This window comes from Brevundimonas sp. FV1ps31S (genome assembly GCF_058681265.1).
This window is the reverse complement of the sequence record NZ_CM178735.1, coordinates 419,342-443,619: the sequence shown is the minus strand read 5'-3', so window position 1 is coordinate 443,619 and position 24,278 is coordinate 419,342. Positions and strand designations below refer to the sequence as shown.

General features: G+C 62.9%; 15 protein-coding genes and 1 riboswitch. Of the genes, 6 read left to right on the top strand and 9 right to left on the bottom strand.

The features are described 5' to 3' along the window. Window positions 1-410: 410 nt before the first annotated feature. The 7 genes from ACVPT3_RS02080 to ACVPT3_RS02050 all read right to left on the bottom strand — a co-directional run bounded on the left by ACVPT3_RS02080 (window position 411) and on the right by ACVPT3_RS02050 (window position 11,358). On the bottom strand, window positions 411-1,340 hold the full coding sequence (locus ACVPT3_RS02080; RefSeq protein ID WP_492042564.1) for a hypothetical protein: 930 nt from the start codon (window positions 1,338-1,340) through the stop codon (window positions 411-413). 48 nt (window positions 1,341-1,388) lie between these two features. Further along, on the bottom strand, window positions 1,389-2,108 hold the full coding sequence (locus ACVPT3_RS02075; RefSeq protein ID WP_492042563.1) for a hypothetical protein: 720 nt from the start codon (window positions 2,106-2,108) through the stop codon (window positions 1,389-1,391). Between the two features lie 353 nt (window positions 2,109-2,461). After that, a complete protein-coding gene (locus tag ACVPT3_RS02070) occupies window positions 2,462-3,745 on the bottom strand; it encodes an McrC family protein (RefSeq protein WP_492042562.1) in 1,284 nt (427 codons plus the stop codon). Then, window positions 3,742-5,901: a DUF8426 domain-containing protein gene (locus ACVPT3_RS02065; RefSeq protein ID WP_492042561.1), complete on the bottom strand. Its 2,160-nt coding sequence runs from the start codon at window positions 5,899-5,901 to the stop codon at window positions 3,742-3,744. Before ACVPT3_RS02065 ends, ACVPT3_RS02070 begins: the two co-directional genes overlap by 4 nt. A gap of 647 nt (window positions 5,902-6,548) precedes the next feature. After that, window positions 6,549-7,628, bottom strand: coding sequence for an IS110 family RNA-guided transposase (locus ACVPT3_RS02060; RefSeq protein WP_492040729.1), 1,080 nt, complete (start codon window positions 7,626-7,628; stop codon window positions 6,549-6,551). A 389-nt stretch (window positions 7,629-8,017) separates the two neighbouring features. Beyond that, entirely contained in the window at window positions 8,018-10,213 is a 2,196-nt protein-coding gene (locus ACVPT3_RS02055; RefSeq protein ID WP_492042560.1) for a peptidase domain-containing ABC transporter, read from the bottom strand. Window positions 10,214-10,218: 5 nt separating this feature from the next. Beyond that, on the bottom strand, window positions 10,219-11,358 hold the full coding sequence (locus ACVPT3_RS02050) for a beta-barrel domain-containing protein (RefSeq protein ID WP_492042559.1): 1,140 nt from the start codon (window positions 11,356-11,358) through the stop codon (window positions 10,219-10,221). A 561-nt stretch (window positions 11,359-11,919) separates the two neighbouring features. On the opposite strand from ACVPT3_RS02050, the gene ACVPT3_RS02045 reads away from it, so the two are divergent. Next, window positions 11,920-12,828, top strand: coding sequence for a hypothetical protein (locus ACVPT3_RS02045; RefSeq protein ID WP_492042558.1), 909 nt, complete (start codon window positions 11,920-11,922; stop codon window positions 12,826-12,828). A 713-nt stretch (window positions 12,829-13,541) separates the two neighbouring features. Here ACVPT3_RS02045 and ACVPT3_RS02040 read toward each other — a convergent pair. Both ACVPT3_RS02040 and ACVPT3_RS02035 read right to left on the bottom strand, forming a co-directional pair. Further along, window positions 13,542-14,954 carry a sensor histidine kinase gene (locus ACVPT3_RS02040; protein ID WP_492042557.1) on the bottom strand — a complete coding sequence of 471 codons (1,413 nt, stop codon included), beginning with the start codon at window positions 14,952-14,954 and terminating at the stop codon, window positions 13,542-13,544. After that, entirely contained in the window at window positions 14,951-15,613 is a 663-nt protein-coding gene (locus tag ACVPT3_RS02035) for a response regulator transcription factor (protein WP_492042556.1), read from the bottom strand. The genes ACVPT3_RS02040 and ACVPT3_RS02035 overlap by 4 nt, the downstream gene beginning before the upstream one ends. Window positions 15,614-15,668: 55 nt before the next feature. Between ACVPT3_RS02035 and ACVPT3_RS02030 the strand changes: the two genes are divergently transcribed. The 5 genes from ACVPT3_RS02030 to ACVPT3_RS02010 all read left to right on the top strand — a co-directional run bounded on the left by ACVPT3_RS02030 (window position 15,669) and on the right by ACVPT3_RS02010 (window position 24,197). Beyond that, window positions 15,669-16,760: an ABC transporter substrate-binding protein gene (locus ACVPT3_RS02030; RefSeq protein WP_492042555.1), complete on the top strand. Its 1,092-nt coding sequence runs from the start codon at window positions 15,669-15,671 to the stop codon at window positions 16,758-16,760. A 208-nt stretch (window positions 16,761-16,968) separates the two neighbouring features. Then, a riboswitch (glycine riboswitch) is annotated at window positions 16,969-17,056 on the top strand. A gap of 225 nt (window positions 17,057-17,281) precedes the next feature. After that, window positions 17,282-19,918, top strand: a complete 2,637-nt coding sequence (locus ACVPT3_RS02025; RefSeq protein WP_492042554.1) for a TonB-dependent receptor domain-containing protein — start codon at window positions 17,282-17,284, stop codon at window positions 19,916-19,918. Between the two features lie 93 nt (window positions 19,919-20,011). Then, on the top strand, window positions 20,012-21,952 hold the full coding sequence (locus ACVPT3_RS02020; protein ID WP_492042553.1) for a S9 family peptidase: 1,941 nt from the start codon (window positions 20,012-20,014) through the stop codon (window positions 21,950-21,952). Between the two features lie 64 nt (window positions 21,953-22,016). After that, window positions 22,017-22,976 carry an amidohydrolase family protein gene (locus tag ACVPT3_RS02015; protein ID WP_492042552.1) on the top strand — a complete coding sequence of 320 codons (960 nt, stop codon included), beginning with the start codon at window positions 22,017-22,019 and terminating at the stop codon, window positions 22,974-22,976. Between the two features lie 31 nt (window positions 22,977-23,007). Further along, a protein-coding gene (locus ACVPT3_RS02010; RefSeq protein WP_492042551.1) for an IS3 family transposase occupies window positions 23,008-24,197 on the top strand; the annotation gives its coding sequence in 2 pieces (ribosomal slippage) (window positions 23,008-23,266 and window positions 23,266-24,197; 1,191 coding nt in all). The last annotated feature ends 81 nt before the right edge of the window (window positions 24,198-24,278 follow it).

Below are 24,278 nucleotides of genomic sequence, written 5' to 3'. Positions count from 1 at the left end.
CTGAGTTCGTCAAACCTAGTGTCATTTCAACATCTTTGTGCATTGCGCGATCGCAAGAGAGTCCGGCTTAGAGAGGCCCGCACGCCTGTTCGTGAGTTCCATAGCACCGCAGCCATTCATGACGCCGTTCCCGGCCAGCAGGCCGCATGACAGCGGAAGTACGATGTTGACAGAATGGTGAGCAATGCCATTTAAGAAGCATATCTGGAGCCCTATGGGCATCGCGCCGATCCTAACGGCAGTTAGGAGAAAGCGCCGGAGCTGAGGCTTCGAGATCCGACGGCCTTCGGGCCTATCGCTTCGGCTGCGGCTTGAGCGATACGATGAGAGGAATCTCATCGACCGGCTGATGGATGATAGGCGCTGTTAGGTAATCGCCGTACCCCCGATATGGGTGGTCGGCGCATTATCTATTTCACAGCCTTCAGTTCGGCTGCCCTGACGCGATCGTTCGGATAGACGTTGGCGTATGCAGACGTGCTGGAAACACGTCCCTTCTCACTGCAGGTGAACTCGGCACCGCCTAGAGCGCTCCCGTCACTGCGTTGCGCATCATGGTGCAGGCCGCGCGCAAGCGAGCCACCGAAACGATACAGGCTTCGCAGCACCTGGAGCGTCCCTGCAACATCCTTGGAATCGACGACCTCCCGGGCCTCGCCGTCATAGGCCTTCGGATGGGCAATAAAGAACGCCATGCCGCGTGCATCGACGAACGGGCGCCGAGTTTGCTGCGAATCGATCCTCAGCGGCACATCCTCATGAGACAGGGCGGTGGGACCGAGGTCCGCGAGGCGGTCGTCCCACAACCGCATGCTGGAACGGTAGTCCCGCATCACAAGTGTGAGGTCGCCGTCCTGCGTGAGAAAATTGCGGGGCGGTAACAGCAGCGCCTCATCATCGGATTGGCGATCCAGCCTCTGTTGTACGGCGGCGAGATTGGTGCGCGCCTGTCCCGACGGACGGATCGCTGCGGCCATCTCCTCGATTACGACGTCCAGCCTGTGTCGCAGTTGTCGTCCGTCCGCGCCCCAGGCGCTCAGGCGAGGCAAAGGAACCGCCATCACGGCAAAGTCGAAGACTGACAGGAGCTGCTCCTGGTCCGGCGAAGGAACGTAGAGCAACGTGATCGACGCGGGCGTCGGTGCGTCCTTGCTGGCTTGCCGCCGCTTGATGGCGAACTCGCCGGAGGCTCTGATGAGTTGTTCGACGAGGGCGGACGAATAGAGGGCACCGTCGTCCGGCGAGGGTGCGCCTTTCAGGATCAGTCCTGATCCCTTCTTCTCCACTTCATCAAGGGCGCGCTGATGCACAGTGCGCGGCAAACCGGCCACTATGTACATGTGACTGGAGGTCTTGGCTTTTACGTGTTTACGCCGGTCTCTCGCCATTCAGGGCAGGCGACTGAGTGTCAACGCCAGATCCATCGGGATTCTCAGAAATTGGACCTGCGCCGGATCCTGAGCCGCATAGAGACGTTCGAGGGCGTTGCCTGGATCTGGAGCCGGCGGAGGCGGCGCGAGTTCGGTGCGCGCCTCCCGGAGGCGCCGCGCCCACTCGACTTGCTTCTTAGCGAGGGACTCGGGAGCCACTCCGTATCGACGGCACCATCCCCGGACCTTCGCCTCTAGGTCAACCACATCCGAGGGACGCAGGTCCCGGATCTCGCGGACATCAAGGCCTGGGCGCCGAAACTCCTCATCGACGGGTGTATGACCCGCCGCCACTTCGGGACCGCCTTGGTAGGAAAGCCGTCCGTCGAGATTAACCGACATCACCTGCCCCTCGGCCAGGTCAAGGGTAAAGGCCAAGAGAAGGGCGCGCGGCAAGGTTCTCAGGAAGACGCGACGCTTGTGATCTTCGATAGCGGCCCGACCGCGGGCCTCGTCGCCCGTCAAGGTCACGAGAATGAAAGAGGGCGCGTCGTCGTCCCGGATGACGGTGACGCCTTCGACATCAGCGATGATATCGTGCAGCGCCGACCGCCCGTCGCTCTCGATCGGCCACAGCTTCAGATCTTTCAGAGCCTTGCCCAGATGGGACAGGAGCAGAACATGTTCTTCGCGCGCGTAGTGCTCTTTGACGAGCTTAAGGATGGCGTCGTTGATCATTCAACTGTCTTAGCCGTTCAAAGAGCGAGCGCAACCTCCGCCTTCGGCGGTCCACGGGACGCCATTATTTGACGAGGCATGACGTCGCGCCGAACAAGATTCCGATGATCCCAACCACCCCGTCACGGGTCGGGTCGGGTCGGGTCGGGTCGGGTCGGGTCGGCCCGCCCGTCTTTGGTCTGGCGAGGTCAAGCCACCAGGTGAGGGCGTCCCCGGGTAGCCGCCCAACTCTTCGGCGTTTCCGCGCCGACGCCGCGTGGGCAGCGGTTACGATCTGAGTCAATGCGGGCTGAGGAAGCTTTGCATCGGCGCGCTTAACCTGACAGCACCTCTCGGCAAAGACCGATCTTGAATCAAACCGTAAGATGCGTGAGGGCCTGAAGCTCGGCCTTGCAATCCCCGTGCAAGCCGACGGTCGCGCCTCGCAGGAGCCGTGCAGTGCCCGTGATCCTGTAGGTTCCGAACACGCTGGCGCTCGCCCCCCGTTCAACGTGGTCCGGATAAAGTAGCACCAGATCCGCGCAGTCATACAGCTGCCCATAGGCAATCATCTGGTAGATATCGTTCTGGCTGACGCCTCGCTTGGCGTCATCTATCTGGCGAGCGACGCGCTTCCATTTGGTGTCGATGATCAACTCGACCACGCCTTTGCGCTTCACCAGTATGTCGGGCTTGGTCATGAAACGACTGGCCCCGGTCTCAGACTCTTCGAGACAATAAAGCCGGCCGCCCTGCGGATGCACGGTCAGGTCCGTACCCGCCAGGGCCTTCTTGAGCTTACGCGCAACATACGACTCAAACAGGCGGCTCATGTCGAAGGTCAGGGAAAATCCCCGTGTGGCGCCGCTCGATGTGGTCTGGAACCTGTCGCCGAGCAGAAGGCGCGCGAGCTCGACCAGCTCTCGCCACCGACGGTTGGTCCGATCCAGGATCAGACTATCCCAGGCTAGGGCGCTAGGCGGCACACTGCTGATGTCGGCATAAAAGAAAGCGAGTTCCCGCAGGCGGCGCTGGTTTTCAGCTGACGCCGAAACCCGGATCAGCCGCTCCAACGCCGCCTTCATGATCTGGTTCAAAACGATGTCGGGCGACAGATCATCGTAGCGGCAGGCGAGCCGGTCCGGCCGCGCGGTCAAAGCGGTGAACTGACGCGTGATGTCCAGTCGCCCCCGCACGGACGTCAGATCGTCTTCGTGGGCCAGGTAGCGACGCGGCATACCTTTGCGCACCTCATCGGCCAGCTTGCGCGCGAACAGCCCGATCAGGATCTCGAGCAAGGTCTCCTTCTGCCAACTCAATTCCGCCATGGCGCCGGCGGCGATGTCGAGATCAAGGGCGACCGCAAGCATATGGACCAGGCGTTGACGAATTTGGCCGTAAGCTGCGGCGCCGTCCGCTCCAGGTACGTCGATCTTGGGCAGGATCTCCAGAGCGACGCCGTCGGCGGCCAGCACCCCAACTACCTGCCGTGCGCCCAGGGCACGACGACCATGCGTCAGAATTCTGCCGCCGTCCTTGCCGCCCAGGGGCGAGGCGCGGACGACGGCCATCAGGCGGTCGGCCGCGCCCTCAGGGATTGCGTCATCGCCCTCCCCGTACGGAAGCGACCCCCACTCGAGGATCGTACGGCGGATCACTGAAATTCGGCGTAGGCGTCGGCTGCGAAAGTAGTCCGCACCGTCCAGCGCCAGCGTGTATCGCCGCCCTCAAATTCGGAACCGGACGGGGGCTTCAGCTCCGTGCGATCCAGGAACCGGCCTGGCTTGCTCGCGGCCGCATCACCGAGCACCAGAGCGACCTTGCTCCAGTCCTCGTAGAAGTACTCCGCCAGCAGCGGGATCACCTTGTGACGCATGACGGCGTCCACGTCCTCGCGCGAGGCGCATTTGATGAAATAGGCGTGGCCGATCTGATGTTCCCGATCGAACAGATACTCGATCCGGTCATTCAGGGTTCGAAGCAGCTTGCTCAGATCGACGCCGCACCGCGCGCTGGCCGCCCTCAGTTCGGGCAGGTCCGGGTCCGGCATCAGTTCGCGGAACTCAAAGCGGCGACGTAGAGCCGTGTCGAGCAGAGCGATGGATCGGTCCGCCGTATTCATGGTGCCGATGACGTGCAGGTTGGCGGGCACGCCGAACGGCTGTTTCGAATAGGGCAGACGCACCGTCAGGCCACCGCCCTCCGGCGTGGTCCGCTTATCCGGCTCCAGCAAAGTGATCAGTTCGCCGAAGACCTTTGAGATGTTGGCGCGGTTGATCTCGTCGATGATCAGGACGAAGGGCTCGGGCGGACCCCCGGGCTCCTGGCTGGTGATGTAACGTTCCAGGGCGACCATATTCAGGTCCGACGGCGTCAGCATGTACAGCGTGCGCATGCTGAACCGCTTGGCGTAGATCTCCTCGACGGGGACGCCGGTTCGGTCGCTCCAGAGCCAGTTGACGGCGCGTCGATGGAAATAGCCGCCATCCTCGCGGGGCGCATATTTGTAGGGTCCGGCGACCTCGCCGATGGCGCGGAAACTGCCGTTGCCCTTGGAGACGATGACGATGTCGCCCGGCTTGATCCAGTTGCGGAACATGTCCGGGCATTGAACCGAGGCGCTGCGCGGGGTCGGCGGCTCGGCGTCGGGCTGTTCCTCCTTCCAGGCTTCGATCATGGCGTCGCGTTTGGCGAACCGATCATCGCTCCAGTCGATCTCGCCGAAGCCGAGAAGGGCGTAGCCGTTCTCCAGCGACTCCTCGAACAGATAGGCGTCCTCGGGATTGGCCGCCTCGCCGATGGACATCTTGAACACCTGCCGTCCGGTCAGGTCGAAGCTCTTGCCGGTCGAGCCCTTGCTGGCGGCGGCGCGGGTGGCGATGCGGTGGAAGACGCCGGGGCTGACCTCCAGGCGGAAGCCCGACTTGTCCTCGTCCCCCTCCCCGTCCTTGCTCGAGACCGGCGGGCGCAGGCCCTCGACGAAGTCCTCATAGCTGTACGACTGGTGGAAGGTGACGAACTCCACCTGTCGCGCCTCGACCAGCCGCCGATACTCGGCCTCGACAGCGGCGCGGTCATCCAGGTTCACGCCTGGCGAACACAGCTTCACCGCTTCGCGCGCCGTGGCGAAGGTCTTTCCGGTGCCGGGCGGGCCGTAGAGGATCAGGTTGGTGGGGGGCGTCGTCTGGCTCATGACTTTCGCTAACGGCCTTGGTTGCGGAGGCGGCGCAGCGACCTGTGACGCCAGGTTGAAGACAAAGGTCGTGGTCGAGCTGTTCTCCGGTCCGGTCACGGTCGGCTCGCCGACGCCCGCCAGACTGCGAAAAAGGCGACCGCGCAGAGCCTGGCACACATTGGCGTGGGCGTTGCTCAGGCCCAGCGCATTGTGCAGGTCGCCGGCCCGAATGGTGACGCTCGCCTCGCCCCGCTCACGGGCCGGCTCGACGAAGTCTTTCAGCGCATATTGGCGAATGCGGCCGGCGTCGCTGTCGGCCATGCCGCCTCCCGATCGATAATCGCGATAGTGTTTCAGAAAAGTGGGCAGGTTCGCGAGACGATTGCGAGGGTTCATCGACTGCGGAAACAGCAGGCGATAATCCATCCCGCCCGCCTTGTGGTCGGCGATCAGGCCGCGCACCGCGTGAATGACCGAGGTCAGCCCGTCGGCCTCGAACGCCGCATCCAGATCGGCGAAGGGCAGGCCCAGGCCCGACAGGTTCTTCTCGATGGTCTTGAGATAGCTGATCCGGGTCTCGACCCCGGTCGGCGCGTTTCCACGCGCCAGCAGCATCTCTCTGAAACCCGCCTCGTTCATGCTTCCCCCTTGCCGTCTCAGGACGTCAGTTTCGGTCGTCGGCCGCGCTTGGCCTTGGGCTCGGCGGCGCGGCGGGTGCGGATGCGCTCCAGCAGGACCGCGGCCGGTTCGTCGTTCGGGTCCTGCGCGACCAGTTCGCCCCGGAACGCCTTGGCCAGGATCGCGGCTTCGAGCCTGTCGATTAGAGCGAGGGCCGTTCTGGCCTCGGCTTGGAGGCGGTCGGCGCGGGCGAAGGCGGCTTTTATCTTGCCCTCTTAATCGGGCTCTTCTCTTTCTTCTTCGGCATGACCGTCTTCCTTTCTCTGATGGTCTCCAGTGTACTCCGATGGACGAGTAGACGCGAGAATCGACGCTTTGAGGTTGGATCCGTGTTTCTTGGGAGAAGTCGAGGCGCGCCGTGCACTCTTCCGGGCTCATCGACGGCGGGCTTGGGACCGTCTGAGCGGTCGTCGAGCCGTCGAGGCACATGCTGCTATCGGACTCGCGGGGCATCGTCACAGGCACTCGAGCGTGGTCCTGGATCACTCCGGCCACAGGCAAGATATCGTGCTTCCCGCATTCCATGGTCTGCGCCCTTTCTCTCCGCCGAAGCGGATCTCCTTGCGTTCAGGCGGCCGCAGCCGCGTCGCGTATGGGGATGATCCCGGTCATGCACAGGCTCCGAGAAGCTTGCGGTCCTTGGCCGAGGTCGTGGTCGTGGAGGTGCTGTCGGCAGGTCGGTCGAGGTACTCGGTGCCGTCGCGCCACATGGCGTGCATGATCACCGCGAGCTTGCGGGCGACCGCCACGACCGCCTTCTTGTGGCAGCGTTTGGCGAGCTTCATGCCCCAGGTCTTGAGCGCCGTCGTGCCCTTGAAGCGCGTCAGCATGGCGCTGGCGGCCTCGTAGAGCGCGCGTCGAACATCGGGGTCGCCGGCCTTGCTGATGCGGCCCTGGATGTCGATCGACGAGCCGGACTGCCAACGTTTGGACGTCAGTCCGAAGTAGGCGGCGACGTTGCGCGAGCGGCGGAACCGGGCCGGATCGTCGATCGCCGTGACGAAGGTCAGGGCGGTGATCGGCCCTACGCCGGGGATCGCCATAAGCCGTCGGCACAGGGCGTCCTGAGCGACGATCTTGACCACCAGATCGTGCAGTTTGAGGTACTGTTTCCACAGCGCGGCGCGGGCTTCGAGCATGCAGTCCATCAACTCGGCGGTCAGCGGATCGTCGGCCGACGCCGTGCGCACCGCCGCATCGAAGCCGCCGCGACCGACCTTGTTCAACCGCACGCCGAAGCTCTTCAACGAGTGGCGGATGGTGTTCTCCAGATCGAGGAACTTGCGCTTCAGGTTACGGCGCTGGATCAGCAACAGCCGCAGCCGGTAGGCCTGGTCGGTCTTCACATGGGCCTGGCGGAACCAGCCGGTGCGCATCAGATGGGCCAGGCCCAGCGCGTCGGCGGCGTCGGTCTTGTTGCGCTGGGCCGCCATTGTCGCGCGGACATGGCGGGTTTCCAGACAGACCACCGGCACGCCCAGGGCCTTCAGACCGGGCTGAAGCCACGGCGACAACGAACCCGCCTCGTGCCCGACGCGGCGCAAAGTCCGCGCGAACGGCGCCAGCACCGTCGCGATCGCTTCGGGATCGGTAAGAACGGAGCAGCGCATCAGCACCGTCCCCTCGGTATCGACGACGCACACCGCCGTCTCCTCCATCGACACGTCCAGACCGGCAAAATGCTCCACGGCTGATCTCCTCCTGCGCAGGGCGGGACGAGGGACTTCGCCCGCTGGCGGGAGTTTGGCGCCGCGACCGGGCCGCTGAAACCCGGCCGCCACTGGTGGATCGCCGAGCCCGAATACGGCGGCAATACTAACCGTATACATCCTAGATGGTGTATTCGTGAAATCATAACACTATTCCGTCTTACGCGTAAGGCGCACGCACGTATCCTGATGCTCGAAGCAGCCGCGTAACGGTCCATGCAATACTACGAGCTCGACGCAGAGGTCGGCTCAGGCTGGTCTCAGAGGATCTGGGGACGAGTGGGGTGGGGGCACGTCATGTCAAACAGCAGCCAACGCCTCAGGCGGCCATCAAGTTGCGGCTCGTTCAAGTCTGATAAGGCTGAAAATTATGCACTCAATCCCGGAGAGTAGCGCGTATGTTCAGGAGGCTCTGGTGGTTCAGAAACGGCTTGCGACCGCATGCGCGCTGCCACGACCGTCTCGACGTCAGTGATCCCGCCGGCTGCAACCACAAGCATTCGGTTCACATATGTGATGAGCTCAGAACGATGAGAAACGACGATTCGAGTCGCTCCCATTTCCGCGACTGCTTCGGAGATAACCCGCTCGTTAGTTGGGTCTAGATTAGCTGTACCCTCATCAAGCACCAGAACGCTCGGCTGACGATATATCGCCCGCGCGATCAAAACCCTCTGCTTTTGCCCACCAGAAAGCGAACTACCCATATCGCCAACTAGGCTCTCGTACTGCATCGGCATATGCATAATTTCGTCGTGAATGCTGGCTGCGCGCGCGGCAGAGACCACGCTGTCAAAGGTGGTTTCAGGATCAAAGAAGCTGATGTTGTCAGCGATGCTCCCTGAGAACAGTCGGTCGTCTTGTACGACAACCCCTGCAGCTTGACGGAAACGACGCCAACTCTCATCGTTGGCTGGAGCGCCATCCAAAAGGATTTGGCCAGATGTCGGCTGCAGCAGACCGAGCAGAAGCTTGAGCAGGGTGGATTTGCCCGAACCTGAGGCGCCCGAGATCGCGACAAATTCTCCAGGGCTGATAGTGAACGATACATCCCGCAGGACAGGTTCCTGATCTGCGCCGTATCCAAAAGATACCTTGTCAAAGGCGATCCCGCCTCGAAATGGAGCGGTAGCCCCAGTCATCAGCATGCCCGCGTTCCCGTCTCGGGGTTCTGTGACGATGTCCGATAAGCGGTCGAGGTGAAGGTTTGCTAACCTGATCTGAACAAGTTGGGAGAGAAGCGCGGCCATTCGATCTGAGAAGGTTTGACGAAAGGACAGGACCGCGAACATCATCCCGACTGTCAGGCCCTTGCCTCCGATTACAAGTGTGGCCGCAAACCACACCACGACGACCTGTTGGAGACCTGACAGAAGATTTTGAGCGCCTGCTAGCATCACGCGGAGACGACCAACACCAAGACTAGCGTTGACGGCGCGTACAAAAAGATTACGCCACTCCACCTCCCGGATTGTCTCGTGCCCCATCAACTTCAAGGTCGAGGCAGCTCGGATCGTCTCCATCAGATGAGTCTGTTCACGGGCGCGTTCCGAAATCTCGATGCGGCCACGTTCCGCGAGAGGACGAGCGACCCACCAACTGAGCCCTAGGCTAACGGCGGTGAATCCTATCGCGACCCCTGCGATCATGGGCGAGTACAGGGCGATCAATGCGAGGGCCACGGTCGCCATAGCCGCATCCAAGATCGACATGACGACGGTCGTTGTCGCGATGTCCTGGACAACCTGAGCAGACCGCAATCGGGAAAGGATATCGCCGACATGTCGCTTCTCAAACCACTCCGTTCTAAGTCGCATCATATGGGCGACGACGTTTCCGACGATTTGGTAGCCTGCGCTGGCACTGAATACTTGGAGCAGCATAGAGCGGAGTATATCCACGCCAGTTCTCATGACGGCGACGCCGATGAAGGCGAAAGCGAGCACCGTTAGAAAATTAAGGTCCGCATTGCCGATCGCTTCATCGACCGCGAGTTGCACTTGGAAGGGCAGTGCGAAGGTCAGCACCTGAAGAACAGCGGCGAGTCCTATTATTTGGGCTGCGGCTGCACCAATGCCTCGGCTATCCGACCACAAGGATTTAAATCGGATGGACGTGCGGGAAGACAATGCGCTGAAGTTCGCCGATCGACTGAACTCGACCGCTACTCCGGTGAAGTGAGGCGAGGCTTCTGAAAGTGACATCCGCCGAACACCCCGCGCCGGATCGTGGATGACAATCCCCCGGCGTGTGGCTGATTTCAAGACAACGAAATGATTGAGGTCCCAATGCAGAATGGCTGGCGTTTTCAGATCGACTAGCTCTTCAAGATCAGCGCGCACCGGTCTAGCGGCAAGTTCCAGCCCAGCTGCGATGTCGATGGCACCCCGCAAAGTCAGGCCGCTGAGTGAGACGGGTCTACGCCGCCGAAGCCACGCCAGATCGATGTCATGGCCAAGACCATTTGCGATCATGACAATACAGGCGAGACCGCACTCAGCGGCCTCGCTGCTCAGAACTATTGGAAGACGTCTTGTGGCTTGGCCGATCTTCTCTGCGGTCATTAAGCCTAGTCCTGCGCGAGTTTGCTAGGCCGGAGCAGTCGTTGAATGAGCGATGACCGTTCAACCTCGATGTCTGCTTGAAGCAGAGTGCCGGGCAGCAGGGCGATATCGCGTTCTCCTACGCGGATAGATTGGCTGTTCAATTTCACCGTTACGCGGAACATGGGCTCGTCGTTCATGGCGCCAGCATCGACGTTCTGCCCAAGGTCAGCGACTGAAATAGCTGATCGGGAGATCGAGGACACCGCGCCCTCGCCTGATCCGTACCGCTGGAAGGGAAAGGCGTGGTATCGGATCCGCACCTTCTGTCCGTTTTCAATCAGACCAATAGAGCGGCTCGGCACCAGAAGCTGGACCTCCATAGCGTCGCCCTCGGGCACGACGAACGCCAATGCAGAACTCGCCGTGATTGCCTCGCCAGGCTTGACCGACAGCGCCGCTATTCGTCCAGGGACAGGCGTAGTGATAGCGTAGGCTGAAGCGCTTTTTAAATCGACTTCCTGAAGTGCGGTTTGAGTTGAGGTCGAGACTGCCGCAGCCCTGACAGCGTCCATCTCCATTGGAATCGCCGTCAGCCTCGAATCGACTTCAACAAGTTCGCGGTCGAGCGATAGACGTTGCTCTCTGAGGTTCGTCGCCGTCTGCCTAAGGCCGAGGACAGCGTTCTTGCGAGCATCTAGATCGGATAGCGGAAGAAAGCCTCTTTCAGCGATGCGCTCAGCGCGATCCAATCCCTCCTGAGCGACAGCCATTTGTTCTGCATGCACCTGCTGACGCACGCGCGCTTGATCCATTGAAAGCACCAGCAAGCGGCGCCGTTCCTTCAAGCCTTGGCGCTCGTTCTCAAGAGCGCTGATCTCCCCACCAGAGCGGTCCTGCTCTGCTGCTTGACGGGTCCGTATCAGTGTTGCGGCCTGCTCGTAGACACCTCGTCCATCGATTGCGGTAGTGGATCTGAATGTCGCGATTGGCTGATCTGCTCTAACATCATCACCTTCACCGACATGGACTGCGTCTATCACTCCAGCTGAGGTTGCGGCGATCCGAACCAGGCCGCCTGAAGGAACGAGGCTGCCTTGCGCAGTGACTCTCTGCGCTAGCGGCGCGCACAATAGCAGGGTGCCGATTGAGAAAGTCGAGGCCACGATCATTGCTGTGAAAACTCGGACCCGAGGCGGCGACCTGAGAATGACGGAACCTTCAAGGCGAGCTCTTCCGATGTTCAGCACTTCATCTCGGAACAGCCGTGATCTTGTCGGAGCCGCCTCTGTCGAACTCATGGTCTTCTTATTCCCCTGACGCGCCCGGTCCGTGCGATCGCGTCATCGCGACGCAGCCGGGAAACGACGTTACAGAAGGAGCTTGACAACCAAAGAGGGATTTATGTCAACCTTAAGCTGACGCTGGTCTGGCGTCTTTGGAGAGGGGAGATTTCTCATGCGTGATCTCAATCAAGATGAAATCGAAATTGTCGCCGGTGCTGATGGGCCGCCCAACACCGATGATCCAGGAGTGATGGAAGAGTATGTGGAAGGCCTAATGGGCGGATCGTGGACTTGTACTTCACGCGGATCGGGGTCTTGGTCGTGCACGCGCGACACCTCCCCGCCGCCTCAGCAAGAAACCACTTCGTGATCGAGTGATCGGGGGAGGCGATCTCGGTCGCCTCCTAACTTCACCGTGATTAAAAGGATATCCCGTTGATCTTGAGACCTGCCGCCCTGTTTGCGCTCGGCGTTTTAACGTCCCCAATGTTTGCTGGCGAGGCGAGAGGCCAGGATGTGTCCTCTATAGTCTCGACCGCTGTGGCACAGTGTCAAGGCAAAGGCTTCGAGATCGCGGAAGGCACGGTGTGCCTTAGGCAAGAGATTACGCCCGACTTAGCGGCATCGATCGAGGGCGCTTCGGAGCCGATCAAGGTGGTCGTCTTGGACACGGCTGGTGGAGATATGGCGGCCGCGATGAGGATTGGTCGCCGACTATTTCGCGATAAGGCTGAGATCGTGGTGGATGGGGAGTGCTCTTCATCCTGCGGCAACTATCTCGCGCCGCTGGGACACCGTAAGCTGCACGTGACCGAGGGCTCTGTGATCGTCCTTCACGGCACCCCACCTCGTGGCCTGTTCGAATATATCGAAGCGCGCCGGGTGGCCTCAGGCAAAACGGTAGAGCAACTTATGGCTGAACCTGAGACCTTCTTCGGCTTTCAGCGCGATTTTTCAGCCCATGTGCGTGACGTTGTGATCCCGGAAGTCCAGTACTTCGCTGACGTCAATAAGGATGAGGCTTATGCAACCCGTTTCGCAGAAGTGATGCGCACACTGGCGATGCGCACGAACTATGCATGCGCCCCAAGTGGGCCCGCTCTACTGATCGTGGGGCCGCAGTGGATGAGCCGTTTTCGTGTCAACAGCTCCGACGTTTGGTGGGAGCAGGATCGCAAAGCGCTCATCGAGCGCCTCCCCGCCTCATTTCGCAACGCAATGCTAATCCTAGACGGCGACGAACACCCCTCTTGGGTGCCCGGTCGTGGATTTGTTACGCCTGAAGATTGTTTGGAGACTCTCTCCTCGTCGACTGACAGCCCCGAAGTTATAACTTTTCAAGTCCCGTAGGCGAGACGGCATGATCAGTTGGCTGATGCCGCGAGGCATTTAATGCCGGTTACGGTCACGGCGCGATCCGTTGAGCTCCCGTATTGCCGAAAGTGATCGTCCCCCTGCAGAAGTGGACGGGGTTAAGCCGCTCTGCGTTCAGCCTCGGCGGGGCTGATCTAGGCCAGTGACGAGCGCAGGCGACGGGGATGTGTCACCGACCCTCGCCGAATTCGAGCGTCCGACGGCGTCCCCTGCCGCCTTCCATAAGCCCAACAACACTCCGGAGGGACCTTCAGCCGCGACGCGTGTCGCGCTCGAGGCCGCCGCCATTGCTGCGCTTCATGTGAGCTTCAATAGGAAGGCGCGCCTGCGACGGGGCAACCGCCAACGCCGAGGACCTTCCCCTTACGTGATCCAAACCCCTGCTGTGCCCGGGTTTGCGCGCCGGGTGCTTCCACGAGGCTTCCACGGCGATTTGGGGGCGCGGAATTTGGTCAAAGAAAAACCCGCTATCCTATTGGGATAGCGGGCTAAATCTTGGGTGCGGGAGGGCGATCCGTCCGAGGTCCACACATTCTGACAGTCGGCGTCTGAGCACCAGCATAAATGTAGCTTCGCCATTGTGAGATGGTCCGCTTCGCTACAGCGCTTTTTGACTCAAAGCGGCGGTTAGGAATGTCCGCTTATCGGCTGAATGTGGACAAAGCCGCTTCAAGTCCTAGTCAACCAAGTCAATCATACGAAGGGCTCGCCTCAACAAATTTCCCCTCCACACTAAGTTGGAAAATAATTCGGCCAACTAGGCCGCTTCGTATTCCGCTGCGATTGGATACTCTAAATTGCGCGCCTTGGGCTTCGGCCAGCGTGTGAACGATCGCCAGGCCGAGGCCGGAGCCGGACGCCTGGGATGAGTTGGCGCGGAAGAAGCGGTCCGTGAGGTGGGGAAGCGTGGCCTCATCCACGCCTGGCCCGTGATCCCAGACGCAGACCGCACCCGTCGTTTGCACATGAACCATCACGGGCGGCGCGCCGTGGTGGAAGGCGTTGTCGATAAGATTGAGGATCTGTTCGGCGATCAGGTCTTCGGCGCCGAGAACCGCGACTGACTCGGCCGGCAGGCGGAGGCGCAGGGCGCCGTCGGGAAAGGCGCGGCGCTCTTTGGCGGCCTGACAGGCGCGGCGTGCGGCGCGGCCAAGGTCGGCGGAGGACGAGATCCGTGCGCCGTCGGCGCGGGCCGTGGAAAGCAGTTGTCCGACGAGGCGCGTCATGCCGCTGACGGCGTCGCGAGAGTCGGCGATCAGCCGCTTCTCCTGAGGAGTCCAGGCTCGTGGCGAGCCTGCCAGAAGTTCGAGATTGGCGGACACGATCGAAAGTGGCGTGCGCAGTTGATGCGAGGCGTCGGCGGCGAACCGCTGAATGCCGGAGGTCGAGGTCTCCAGCCGCGCAAGAAGATGATTGAAGGCGGTCAGAACCGGCCAGAGCTCGCGGGGCGCCAGATCGACATTGGCCGGTGCAAAGTCGGCCGAGGGGCCGGGGCGGCGCGTGAGGTCGTCAATCAGACGCTTGAGCGAGTTCAAGCCCCACTGAAGGGCAGGCCAGACCAGAAGCGCGGCGAGCACCACCAGCAGGGCCGGCAGAAGCAGCATGCTGCGGTAAAGCTCGCGTAGACTGGCCCGGCGAGAATCCAAACTCTGTGCGACCGAGACGCGCACGGGGGCGTCGCGACCGGGGATGATGAGGGTCTGTTGCGCCATGCGCACCGAAACCCCTCTGACGGACAGATCTGAAAAAACGGGTTGGTCCGCCTGGGCCTGAGGAAGGTTTGGCAGTTCGGCGTAGCCGGTGACCAGCCGGTCGCCTTCGCGGACGCTGTAGAAGACGGCGTCGCGTTCGGGGCCGTCCAGCAGGGCCAGGGCCCAGGGCGCGACGTCCACGGTGATACGGCCGTCGGCGACCGACACCGTCTCGCGGATGGTCTGAAGTGCGCCCGCCAGAAGGCGGTCAGCATTGTTCGCCACCACCCGCTGGGCCGTCCAAGCGCCGACCGCCAGGACGACAATGGCCAAGATCGCCAGTGGAACCACCTGTGCGATCAACAGGCGTATGACCAGACTGTGGGAACGAGCAGGCGGCGCGCGGCTCATGGGTCGAGACGATATCCGCGGCCACGGATGTTGGTCACGGCGGGGCCGTCAGGCTGAAGCTTGCGCCGCAACCGGCCGACATGGATTTCCAGCGCATTCAGCGAGGGCGCCTCGTCCTGCGGAAAGACTTCGGCGGCCAGCAGGTCGCGGTCGACCACCTGTCCTGGCCGGGACGCCAGAACACGCAGCGCCGCCCATTCGCGGGGACGCAGGGCGAGGTCGCGATCGTTGACGTGGGCGCGGCCGGTGCGCCAGTCGCAGAAAAGGGTTCCGATCACAACGGCGCCGGCCGCCTGCCCCTGGCGTCGACGCACGATGGCGCGCAGACGGGCGACCAACTCCGACGGGGCGAACGGCTTGACCAGATAGTCGTCGGCCCCAAGGTCCAGGCCCGCAACCCGGTCGCCGAGGCCATCGCGCGCTGTCAGCATCAGCACCGGCGTCGACGATCCCCGAAGCCTCAGGGTCCTCAACACTTCGAAGCCGTCGATGTCGGGAAGGCCGATGTCCAGGATGGCGGCGTCGAAAACCTCAGCGCTCTCGAGCTGCAGGGCCTGTTCGCCGCTTTCGACGCACCTTGCGTCGAAACCCGCATCGTGAAGACTGGCTTCGAGCGAATGCCGCAACGCCTTGTCATCTTCGACGACGAGTATTCTCATGGCGACGAGAGGGGGCGACGGATCATGCGTGACACATAACCAGAAAGCCGGAGCGGTGAAAACGGATCGACGACATCTGCTTCTCGGCTTGGCCGGGTTAAGCGCCGCCGCCTGTTCGCCGGAACCGGAAGGCGCGGGGACGGCGCCGCGGGTGCGCTGGCTGGCGCGGCGAGAAGAGGCGCTGCACATCCTGACCAACACAAGCTTGATGGGCCCTGTGTTGGAGGCCTTTCGTCGTCGCTGGCCCGAGATCCGGGTGCGTCTTGAGGACATAAACTCCACTCGGATCGCCGAGGAGGTGCGGCGGCTTGCGGACAGCGGGTTGGATGGCCCGGATCTGGTCTGGAGCACGGCGATGGACGTGCAGGTCAAGCTGATCAACGACGGCTATGCCCAAGCCTATAGATCGCCGCACCGCGCGGCCATGCCCGACGGGTCGGTATGGCGTGATCAAGGCTATGGATTGACGGCGGAGCCGATCGTGTTCGCCTATAATCGAAACCGGCTCGCGCCCGATCTGGCGCCCCGCAGTCATGCGGATCTGCTCCGGCTGCTGAGAAGCCGGCCAGAGGTGTTTGACGGTCGTGTGACCCTCTATGACGCCGAACGGAGCGGCGTCGCTCTCATGCAGTTGTCGGCGGACGTGCAGATCTATCCTGACGCCTGGCCGTTGATGGAGGCGCTGGGCGCCCAACGTCCGCGGCTGGACACTTCGGGACAGAGAATGATGGGCCAGATCGCCGATGGGCGGATGGCGTTCGCCTATAATATGAACCAGTCCTACGGTGCGTCCTGGGCGGGGCGCGCGCCAGAGATCGGACTGATCACGCCGGACGATTATCACCTGTCGGTTTCGCGCGTGGCCTTCATCCCGCGCAACGCCGCCCATCCGAATGCGGCGAGGCTGTTTCTGGATTTCCTTCTGTCCAGAGAAGGGCAGCGGGTGATCGGCGCCCTGGGGGTTCGACCAGTCCGCGACGATGTGGATGCGCCCATGCGTCCCGCCGCGCCGGGTGTTCGACCTGTCCGGGTGGGGCCGGCCCTGCTGGCCAATCTGGATCAAGCGCGCCGCGCGACCTTGCTTACCCGATGGGGCGAAGCGATGCGGGACGGCGTCAGGGCGCCTTCAGATCCGGCCGCGCCGTGATCGTTCCTGTGGATAACTCCAAAAGATCCGAATCCCGACTTTCTGTCACGACGCCGTCATGGCGGCCGGCGCCGCGAAGCGGGCGGCGGATCTGGACGATGGGATCTACGCGCGCATAGCAACGATAGGCGAATATTGCGCCTATTTGGGCAATAAAATTGCAAAATCGGCGTATTTGACACGAGCGAGAGGGTCGATCTTACTCGGCTTCAGCAAGGCGGGAGAGATCGGCTCCAGCCGACGCCGAAGGCGCAACCGCCCCGGAAACGCTCAGGCAAACGGACCGTCTTGCTGAAGGAACGCTGGAGAGAAGGCCGGATCCGGGGGATGCGGCCTCGCCGAAGGAGAAAGGGTCGGCGACGGCCCGAAACTCTCAGGCCCAATGACAGCGGGGGCGAACGGACGCCGAAGAGCGTCAGTCGCATTGGGCATCCCTGGGGAGGGGCGTCGTCGCCATGAGGAATCTTGCTTTGTCTCGTCTTAACCGCCACTTGACCCATTATTGCAGCGCTATTGCGCTCTTGGCCTGCGCCACTTCGGTTCACGCTCAAGAGGCTGAAGGCTCTGCCGACGCCGCCTCTTCGGTCGATGAAATCGTCGTCACCGCCTCGCGGATCGACCGCGCCGGTTTCGAGGCGCCGACCCCGACCATCCATCTGTCCGCCGAAGACCTGTCGGTCGGCGCGCGCCCCAATATCGCGGCCGCGCTGAACGACATGCCGCAGTTCCGCGCCACCACCTCGGCCCAGACGACCGGCACCAACACCGGCGCCGGCAATGCGCCCGTGGATCTTCGGGGCCTGGGCATCAACCGAACCCTGGTCCTGATCGACGGACGTCGGGTGTCGAGCGAGAACGACCTCAACGCCGTGCCGTCGGTGCTGGTGAAGAGCGTCGACGTGGTCACCGGCGGCGCCTCCGCCGCCTGGGGATCGGGCGCCGTAGCCGGCGTCGTCAACATCGGCATCGACCGCTATTTCACCGGCGGCAAGCTGGGCGCCGAATACGGCATCTCGTCCTATGACGATGCCGAGCAGGAACGGTTTGAAGGCGCCTGGGGCACGGACTTCGCCGACGGCCGCGGTCACTTCGTTATCGGCGGCGAATATCTCGACAACGAAGGCGTCATTCCGAAGACCTCGCGCCCGAACATCGGCCGGTGGGCCACGGTCAACTACGCCCTGCAGCCGGACGTCGGCTTCGCAAACGCGGCCTATGGCGGCCTGATCCTGTCGGGCGTAAACGCCGGCAAGGTGTTCAACTCGGACGGCACGCTGCGCGCCTTCGACTACGGCACGGTCAGCGGCACGAATTCGATCGGCGGCGAAGGTCCGTCAAATGACGACCTGAGCCCCCTGGTCACGCCACAGAGGCGTTACACGGGTCTGGCCAGTGCGGTCTACGAGATCAACGACAGGCTGCGGGTCACGGCCGATGTCCGTCATTCGCGCATGTGGAACAACTATGTGTGGTTCGGCGACCATGATCGCGGCGACCTGACCATAGGCATTGACAACGCCTTCCTGTCTTCCACGATCAAGCAGCAGATGGCGGCCGCCGGCCAGACGTCTTTCACCTTCGGTCGTTTCAACTCCGATCTGTCGTATTCGACGATCGACTTCGAGCGGGTGACGACCCAGGCGACCCTGGCCGTGGACGGTGAGTTCGGCGAGAACTGGCGTTGGGGCGCCTATTACAGCCACGGCGAATTCGAGAACAATATCGACACGCCTGGCTTCCTGCTGAAGACCGAGTTCGCCAACGCCGTCGATTCCGTCATCGATCCATCGACCGGCCAGGCCGTCTGCCGCGTGACCCTGACCAACGCCAACTCCGGCTGCGTGCCTATTAACCTGTTCGGCCTCGGGGCGCCGTCGCAGGAGGCCATCGACTATGTGACCGGCACCCCGCAGCAGCGCACAACGACCAAGCTGGACGTGGCCGGGATCAGCCTGCGCGGCGAGCCCTTCAGCCTGCCGGCGGGCGACGTCTCGATCGCCGTCGGTCTTGAGGCCCGCAAGGAGCAGACCGACCAGCGCGTCGGCGAACTGGACGCGGCCAAGGCCTTCAAGACCTTCAGCTTCTCGGCCATGTCCGGTGAGTTCAGCGTCAAGGAGGCTTTCGGCGAGATCCTGGTTCCCATCGTCCGCGATCTGCCGGTTCTGAAAGATCTGCAGTTCAACGCCGCCGCGCGCATCTCCGACTACGACACCACCGGTTCGATCTGGTCGTGGAAGGTCGGTGCGACGAACGAGTTCTTCCCGGGCTTCCGGGGCCGGGTGACCCAGTCGCGCGACATCCGTTCGGCCAACCTGTCTGAACTGTTCACGACGACCACGACCGGATGGAACAACCTCAATGATCCGGCCAAGAACGGCGCCCTGGTCTATGTGCTGAACAACGGCGGGGGTAATCCCGATCTTCGTCCGGAGACGGCCGACACCCTGACGCTGGGCGTCACCTATGCGCCGCCGTCCATCCCCGGCCTCAACCTGTCGCTCGACTATTACGACATCAAGATCGATGACGTGATCACGACCATCGCAGCCCAGGACCTGGTCACCCGCTGCTTCAAGGGCAACCTCGACCTGTGCTCCAAGGTCGAGCGCGACTCGGCGGGCAATCTGGTCCGCACCCTGTCCACCTATGTGAACCTGGCCGAGTATCACACGGATGGGATCGACGCTGAGGCGTCCTACGCCTCGGACGCTGACCTCTGGGTGCCGGGCGCCACGGGGCGGGTGACCATGCGTCTGGTCGGCACCTGGGTGAACAGCCTGACTACCGACGACGGAATGACCGAGATCGAATATGTCGAATCCCAGGGCTATTCGTTCGGCCTGGGCGTGCCCAAGCTGCGCGTCAACGCCAGCCTCGGCTGGAAGGGCGAGGTGTTCGGCGCGAACCTGCGGGCCCGCTACATCTCGGCGGGCGAGTACAACAGCACCGTCCGCATCGACAACGGCCACATCGACGCCTTCACCTATGTCGATCTGGGGCTGACGGCCGATCTCGCGCACTACGGCGCGAATGGGCTCGAGCTGTACGCCAACGCGACCAACCTGTTCGACAAGGATCCGCCGGTCGGGTCGCTCTACTCGCCGTACTACGACGTCATCGGTCGGTACGTCACGGTTGGCGCGCGGTACCGCTTCTAGTTCGGTCTGCGCTCCCGGTCGCCGGCTCCGCTCCTCCAAGGGAGCCGGCGATCTCCTCCCTTTGCTTCCCCCATTCACCACACGGTCTGTTCCATGATTACCCGTCTGCCGATGGCCCTCCTGCTCGCCCTGAGCGCCGCCCCTGCGGCCCTGGCTGAGGCGCCCAAGCCCGCCGCCATCGTGGCGGACGGCCTGCCGGCGGTGCCGGACGGCCTGGTCGCCGCGACCCAGCCCTATCTCCAGGCGCGCCGGGCCGCCTTCCTGGGCTGGAACGCCGCCGACCGGTCTATGCTGGTCAAGACCCGGTTCGGCGCCACGGATCAGCTTCATGTCGTCGCCGGCCCGGACGGCGCACGCACCCAGATCAGTTTCGAGGCGGAGCCGATCCTGGCCGGGGCCCTGTCGCCTTCCGGCGAGACGCTTCTGGTCCAGAAAGACAATGGCGGGGACGAATTCTATCAGCTCTACACCCTGTCCGCCGGGCAGCTGACGCGCATCACCGATGGCAAGAGCCGAAACTGGTTCGGCGCCTGGAGCCCGGACGGCAAGCGGGTCGGCTATGCCTCGTCGCGCCGCAACGGCGCCGACATGGACCTCTATGTCGTCGATCCCGCAGACCCTTCGACCGACCGCTTGGTCGCACAGGTTTCCGGCGGCGGCTGGAACATCGCCGATTTCTCCAAGGACGGGACGAAGGCCCTGGTCCTGAACCGGATGTCGATCAACAACGCCGTGGTCTATGAACTGGATCTGGCGTCCGGCCGTATGAAGCCGCTAACCGATCCGGCGGCGCAGGTCTCCTATGTCGACCCCAAATATGCGGCCGACGGGACGGTCTGGGCGACGTCGAACAAGGATTCAGATTTCCTGCGCCTGGGGCGGATCGGGCAAGGCGGCTTCATGCCTGTCAGCATCGAGACCCAATGGGACGTCAGCGACTACGCCCTGTCGCCCGACGGAGGCTTCATCGCCTATGCGGTGAACGAGGCGGGCGTCTCGCGGCTCAAGGTCATGGATATCGCCACGGGCGCCGTGCGTGTCGTCACCGGCCTGCCCCAGGGTGTCATCCCCTACAGCATCGGTCCGGCCATCGACATCGCCCCCTGGGGCGCAATCGGCCTGAGCCTATCGTCCGCACGTGTGTCCGGCGACGCTTTCTCTATCGATCCGACGACCCTGGCGGTCACCCAATGGACGCACAGCGAGACCGGCGGCCTGGATCCCGTCGCCAACATCGAGCCCCAGCTGGTCGAGGTTAAGAGCTTCGACGGCGAGACGGTCTCCGGCTTCCTCTATCGGCCCGACGCGACCAAATTCCCCGGCAAGCGCCCGCTGATCGTCGATATCCACGGCGGGCCGGAAGGCCAGACCCGCCCCGACTTTCTGGGGCCTCAGAACTATCTGCTGAGCGAACTGGGCGTGGCCCTATTCTTCCCGAACGTGCGGGGGTCGTCGGGTTACGGCACGCGGTTCGTCAACCTGGACAACGGCCCGTTCCAGCGCGAGAATTCGGTCAAGGACATCGGCGCCTTCCTCGACGCGCTGGAGGTCGATCCGACCCTGGACGCCGGGCGTTTCGCCGTCACCGGCGTCTCGTACGGCGGCTATATGTGCTACGCCACGGCGGTGCATTACAGCGACCGGCTGAAGGGGGCGAACTGCTACGTCGCCATCTCCAACTTCGTTACCTTCCTGGAAAACACGCAGTCCTACCGCCGAGATCTGCGTCGGGTGGAATATGGCGACGAGCGTGATCCGGTCCAGCGCGCCCAGTTGCAGGCGATCTCGCCCCTGACCAGCGTGGACAAGATCACCATTCCGCTGCTGGTCGCCACAGGCGGCAACGATCCACGCGTGCCGGCGTCCGAAGCCGACCAGATCGTCAGCGCGGTCCGCGGCAACGGCGGTACGGCCTGGCATCTGCTGGCGCAGAATGAAGGCCACGGTTTCCACAAGAAGGAAAACGAAGACTACTATTTCTGGACCAGCCTGCTGTTCTGGGAACAGACGCTGCTCGGCGAAGCCTCGCGCTAAACCCCGCGCGTCATTCATGAATTTCAAGCGCATCGTTGCGGCGAGCGCGGCCTTGGCTGCGCTCATGCCGACTCACGGGACGGCGCAAGTCAGCACGCCAGTTCACACCGACCATCACGTCCACGTCCATTCCCCCGACATTCTCGAGATCCTGCCGGCCTATTGTCACAGTCCTGGGCGTATCGGCGCTTGCGATCCGGCCTTCGTCGAACCGCGGACGGCTGAAGATTTGCTGGCGGACATGGACGAAGCCGGAGTGCAGACGGCCTGGATGATGTCCACGGCCTATCTGGCTGAAAGCCCGATGATGGTTCCCCCGCTGGCCGACGCCGCGACGCGGGTTCACGACGCCAACGCCTTCACCGTGGCCACGGCGGCGGCGCATCCAGGGCGACTGGTCGCCTTCGTGTCGGTCAACCCGGTGGCGCCCGATGCTCTGGCTGAGATCGAAGCGTGGAGGGACGAGCCTTTCGCCGACGGACTGAAGTTGCACCTGACCAACTCGGGTGTCGATCTGCGCAATCCCGCCCACGTCCGTCGCCTAGCGGACGTCTTCGACGCCGCGTCCGACGCCCGACTGACCATTATGATCCACATGCGCACCCGCGCAGAGGACTACGGTGCGCGAGACGTCCATATCTTTGTCGAAGAGATACTGCCCCACGCCCGCAACATCCCCGTCGTTATCGCGCATTCCGGCGGCTGGGGCGGGCTGGACGCGAACACCTGGGACGCGTTGGAGGGATTTCGGCAAATTCTGGCGGAACGGCCTGACACGGCGCAAAATCTCTTTTTCGACCTGGCTCAGGTCTTCGATGCTGAGACAACGCCGGAAAGCCGGGCGCGACTGGTCGAGGCGATGAGGGGCATCGGCGTTGAGCGTTTTGTGCCGGGCTCGGACTGGCCGTTCTCTGGGCCGTTGGACGAATATCTGAACGACGCCATGGGGTTGTTGCCGCTCTCGTCCCAAGAAGCGGCGGCTCTGAGGCATGACGTGACCCCCCTGAAACTCCTCCAAGAATAGCTAGAGTCCGCCCCTCGAAAGGACGGACAGAATGAAGCGATCAAGGTTCACGGAAGAGCAGATCATCGGGATCCTGCGCGAGCAGGAGGCCGGTGTTCCGGTGGCGGACCTGTGCAAGAAGCACGGGCTGAGCTCTCCGACCTTCTACAAGTGGAAGGCCAAGTATGGCGGCATGGACGTGTCGGAGGCCCGGCGTCTGAAGGCGCTGGAAGAGGAGAACGCTAAGCTGAAGCGGATGCTGGCGGACTCGATGCTGGACAACGTCGCGCTGAAGGATTTGCTGGGAAAAAGGTGGTGACGCCCGCAGCGCATCGAGCGGCGGCGGCGAACCTGCAGTCGGCCTACGCGATGAGCGAGCGGCGGGCTTGTCGGTTGCTGGGTGTGGATCGGACGAGCGTGCGCTATCAGGCGAAGCGACCGGACGATGGCGCCCTGCGGGATCGGCTGAAGGCCCTGGCCCAGGAGCGTCGGCGGTTCGGCTATCGACGTCTGCACGTGATGCTCCGGCGCGAGGGCCATGCGGTCAACAAGAAGCGGGTCCAGCGGATCTACCGTGAGGAGAAGCTGACGGTGCGCCGGCGCGGCGGGCGAAAACGCGCGATGGGCATAAGGCGGCCGCTGGAGATCCCTCTGGTCGCGAACCAGCGCTGGTCGCTGGACTTCGTGTCCGATCAGATGACCGACGGGCGGCGCTTCCGCATACTGACGGTGATCGACAATTGCACCCGCGAGTGCCTCGGGCTCGTCGCCGATACCTCGCTGTCAGGGCGACGGGTGGCGCGCGAGTTGGACGCCATCATCCTGCGACGCGGGCGCCCCGAGACGATCATCAGCGACAACGGCACGGAATATACGTCCAACGCCATCCTGGCCTGGGCCGACGACGCCGGTGTGGGCTGGCACTACATCGCGCCGGGCAAGGCTCAGCAGAACGGCTTCAACGAGAGCTTCAACGGCCGCCTGCTGGACGAGTTGCTGAACGAGACGCTGTTCCGATCCCTGCCGCACGCCCGCGCGGTGCTGGAGGCCTGGCGGCGCGATTACAACGAGCGGCGTACGCACGCGAAGCTCGGGTGGCTGACGCCGCAGGCTTATGCAGATGCGCTCACCGGACAGATCGGCCGGTCCGCTGCGCTGGTTGAAGGCTGCGCTGACCGGCCTCTTGCCAACCCCACCAACCCCAGTTCAGATCACCAAAGGACTCTCGTTATGGCTGGATGAGAAACGCGGGTCACGTCAGGGAGGATTTGGGGCGCGGAATTTGGGCAAAGAAAAACCCGCTATCCTATTGGAATAGCGGGT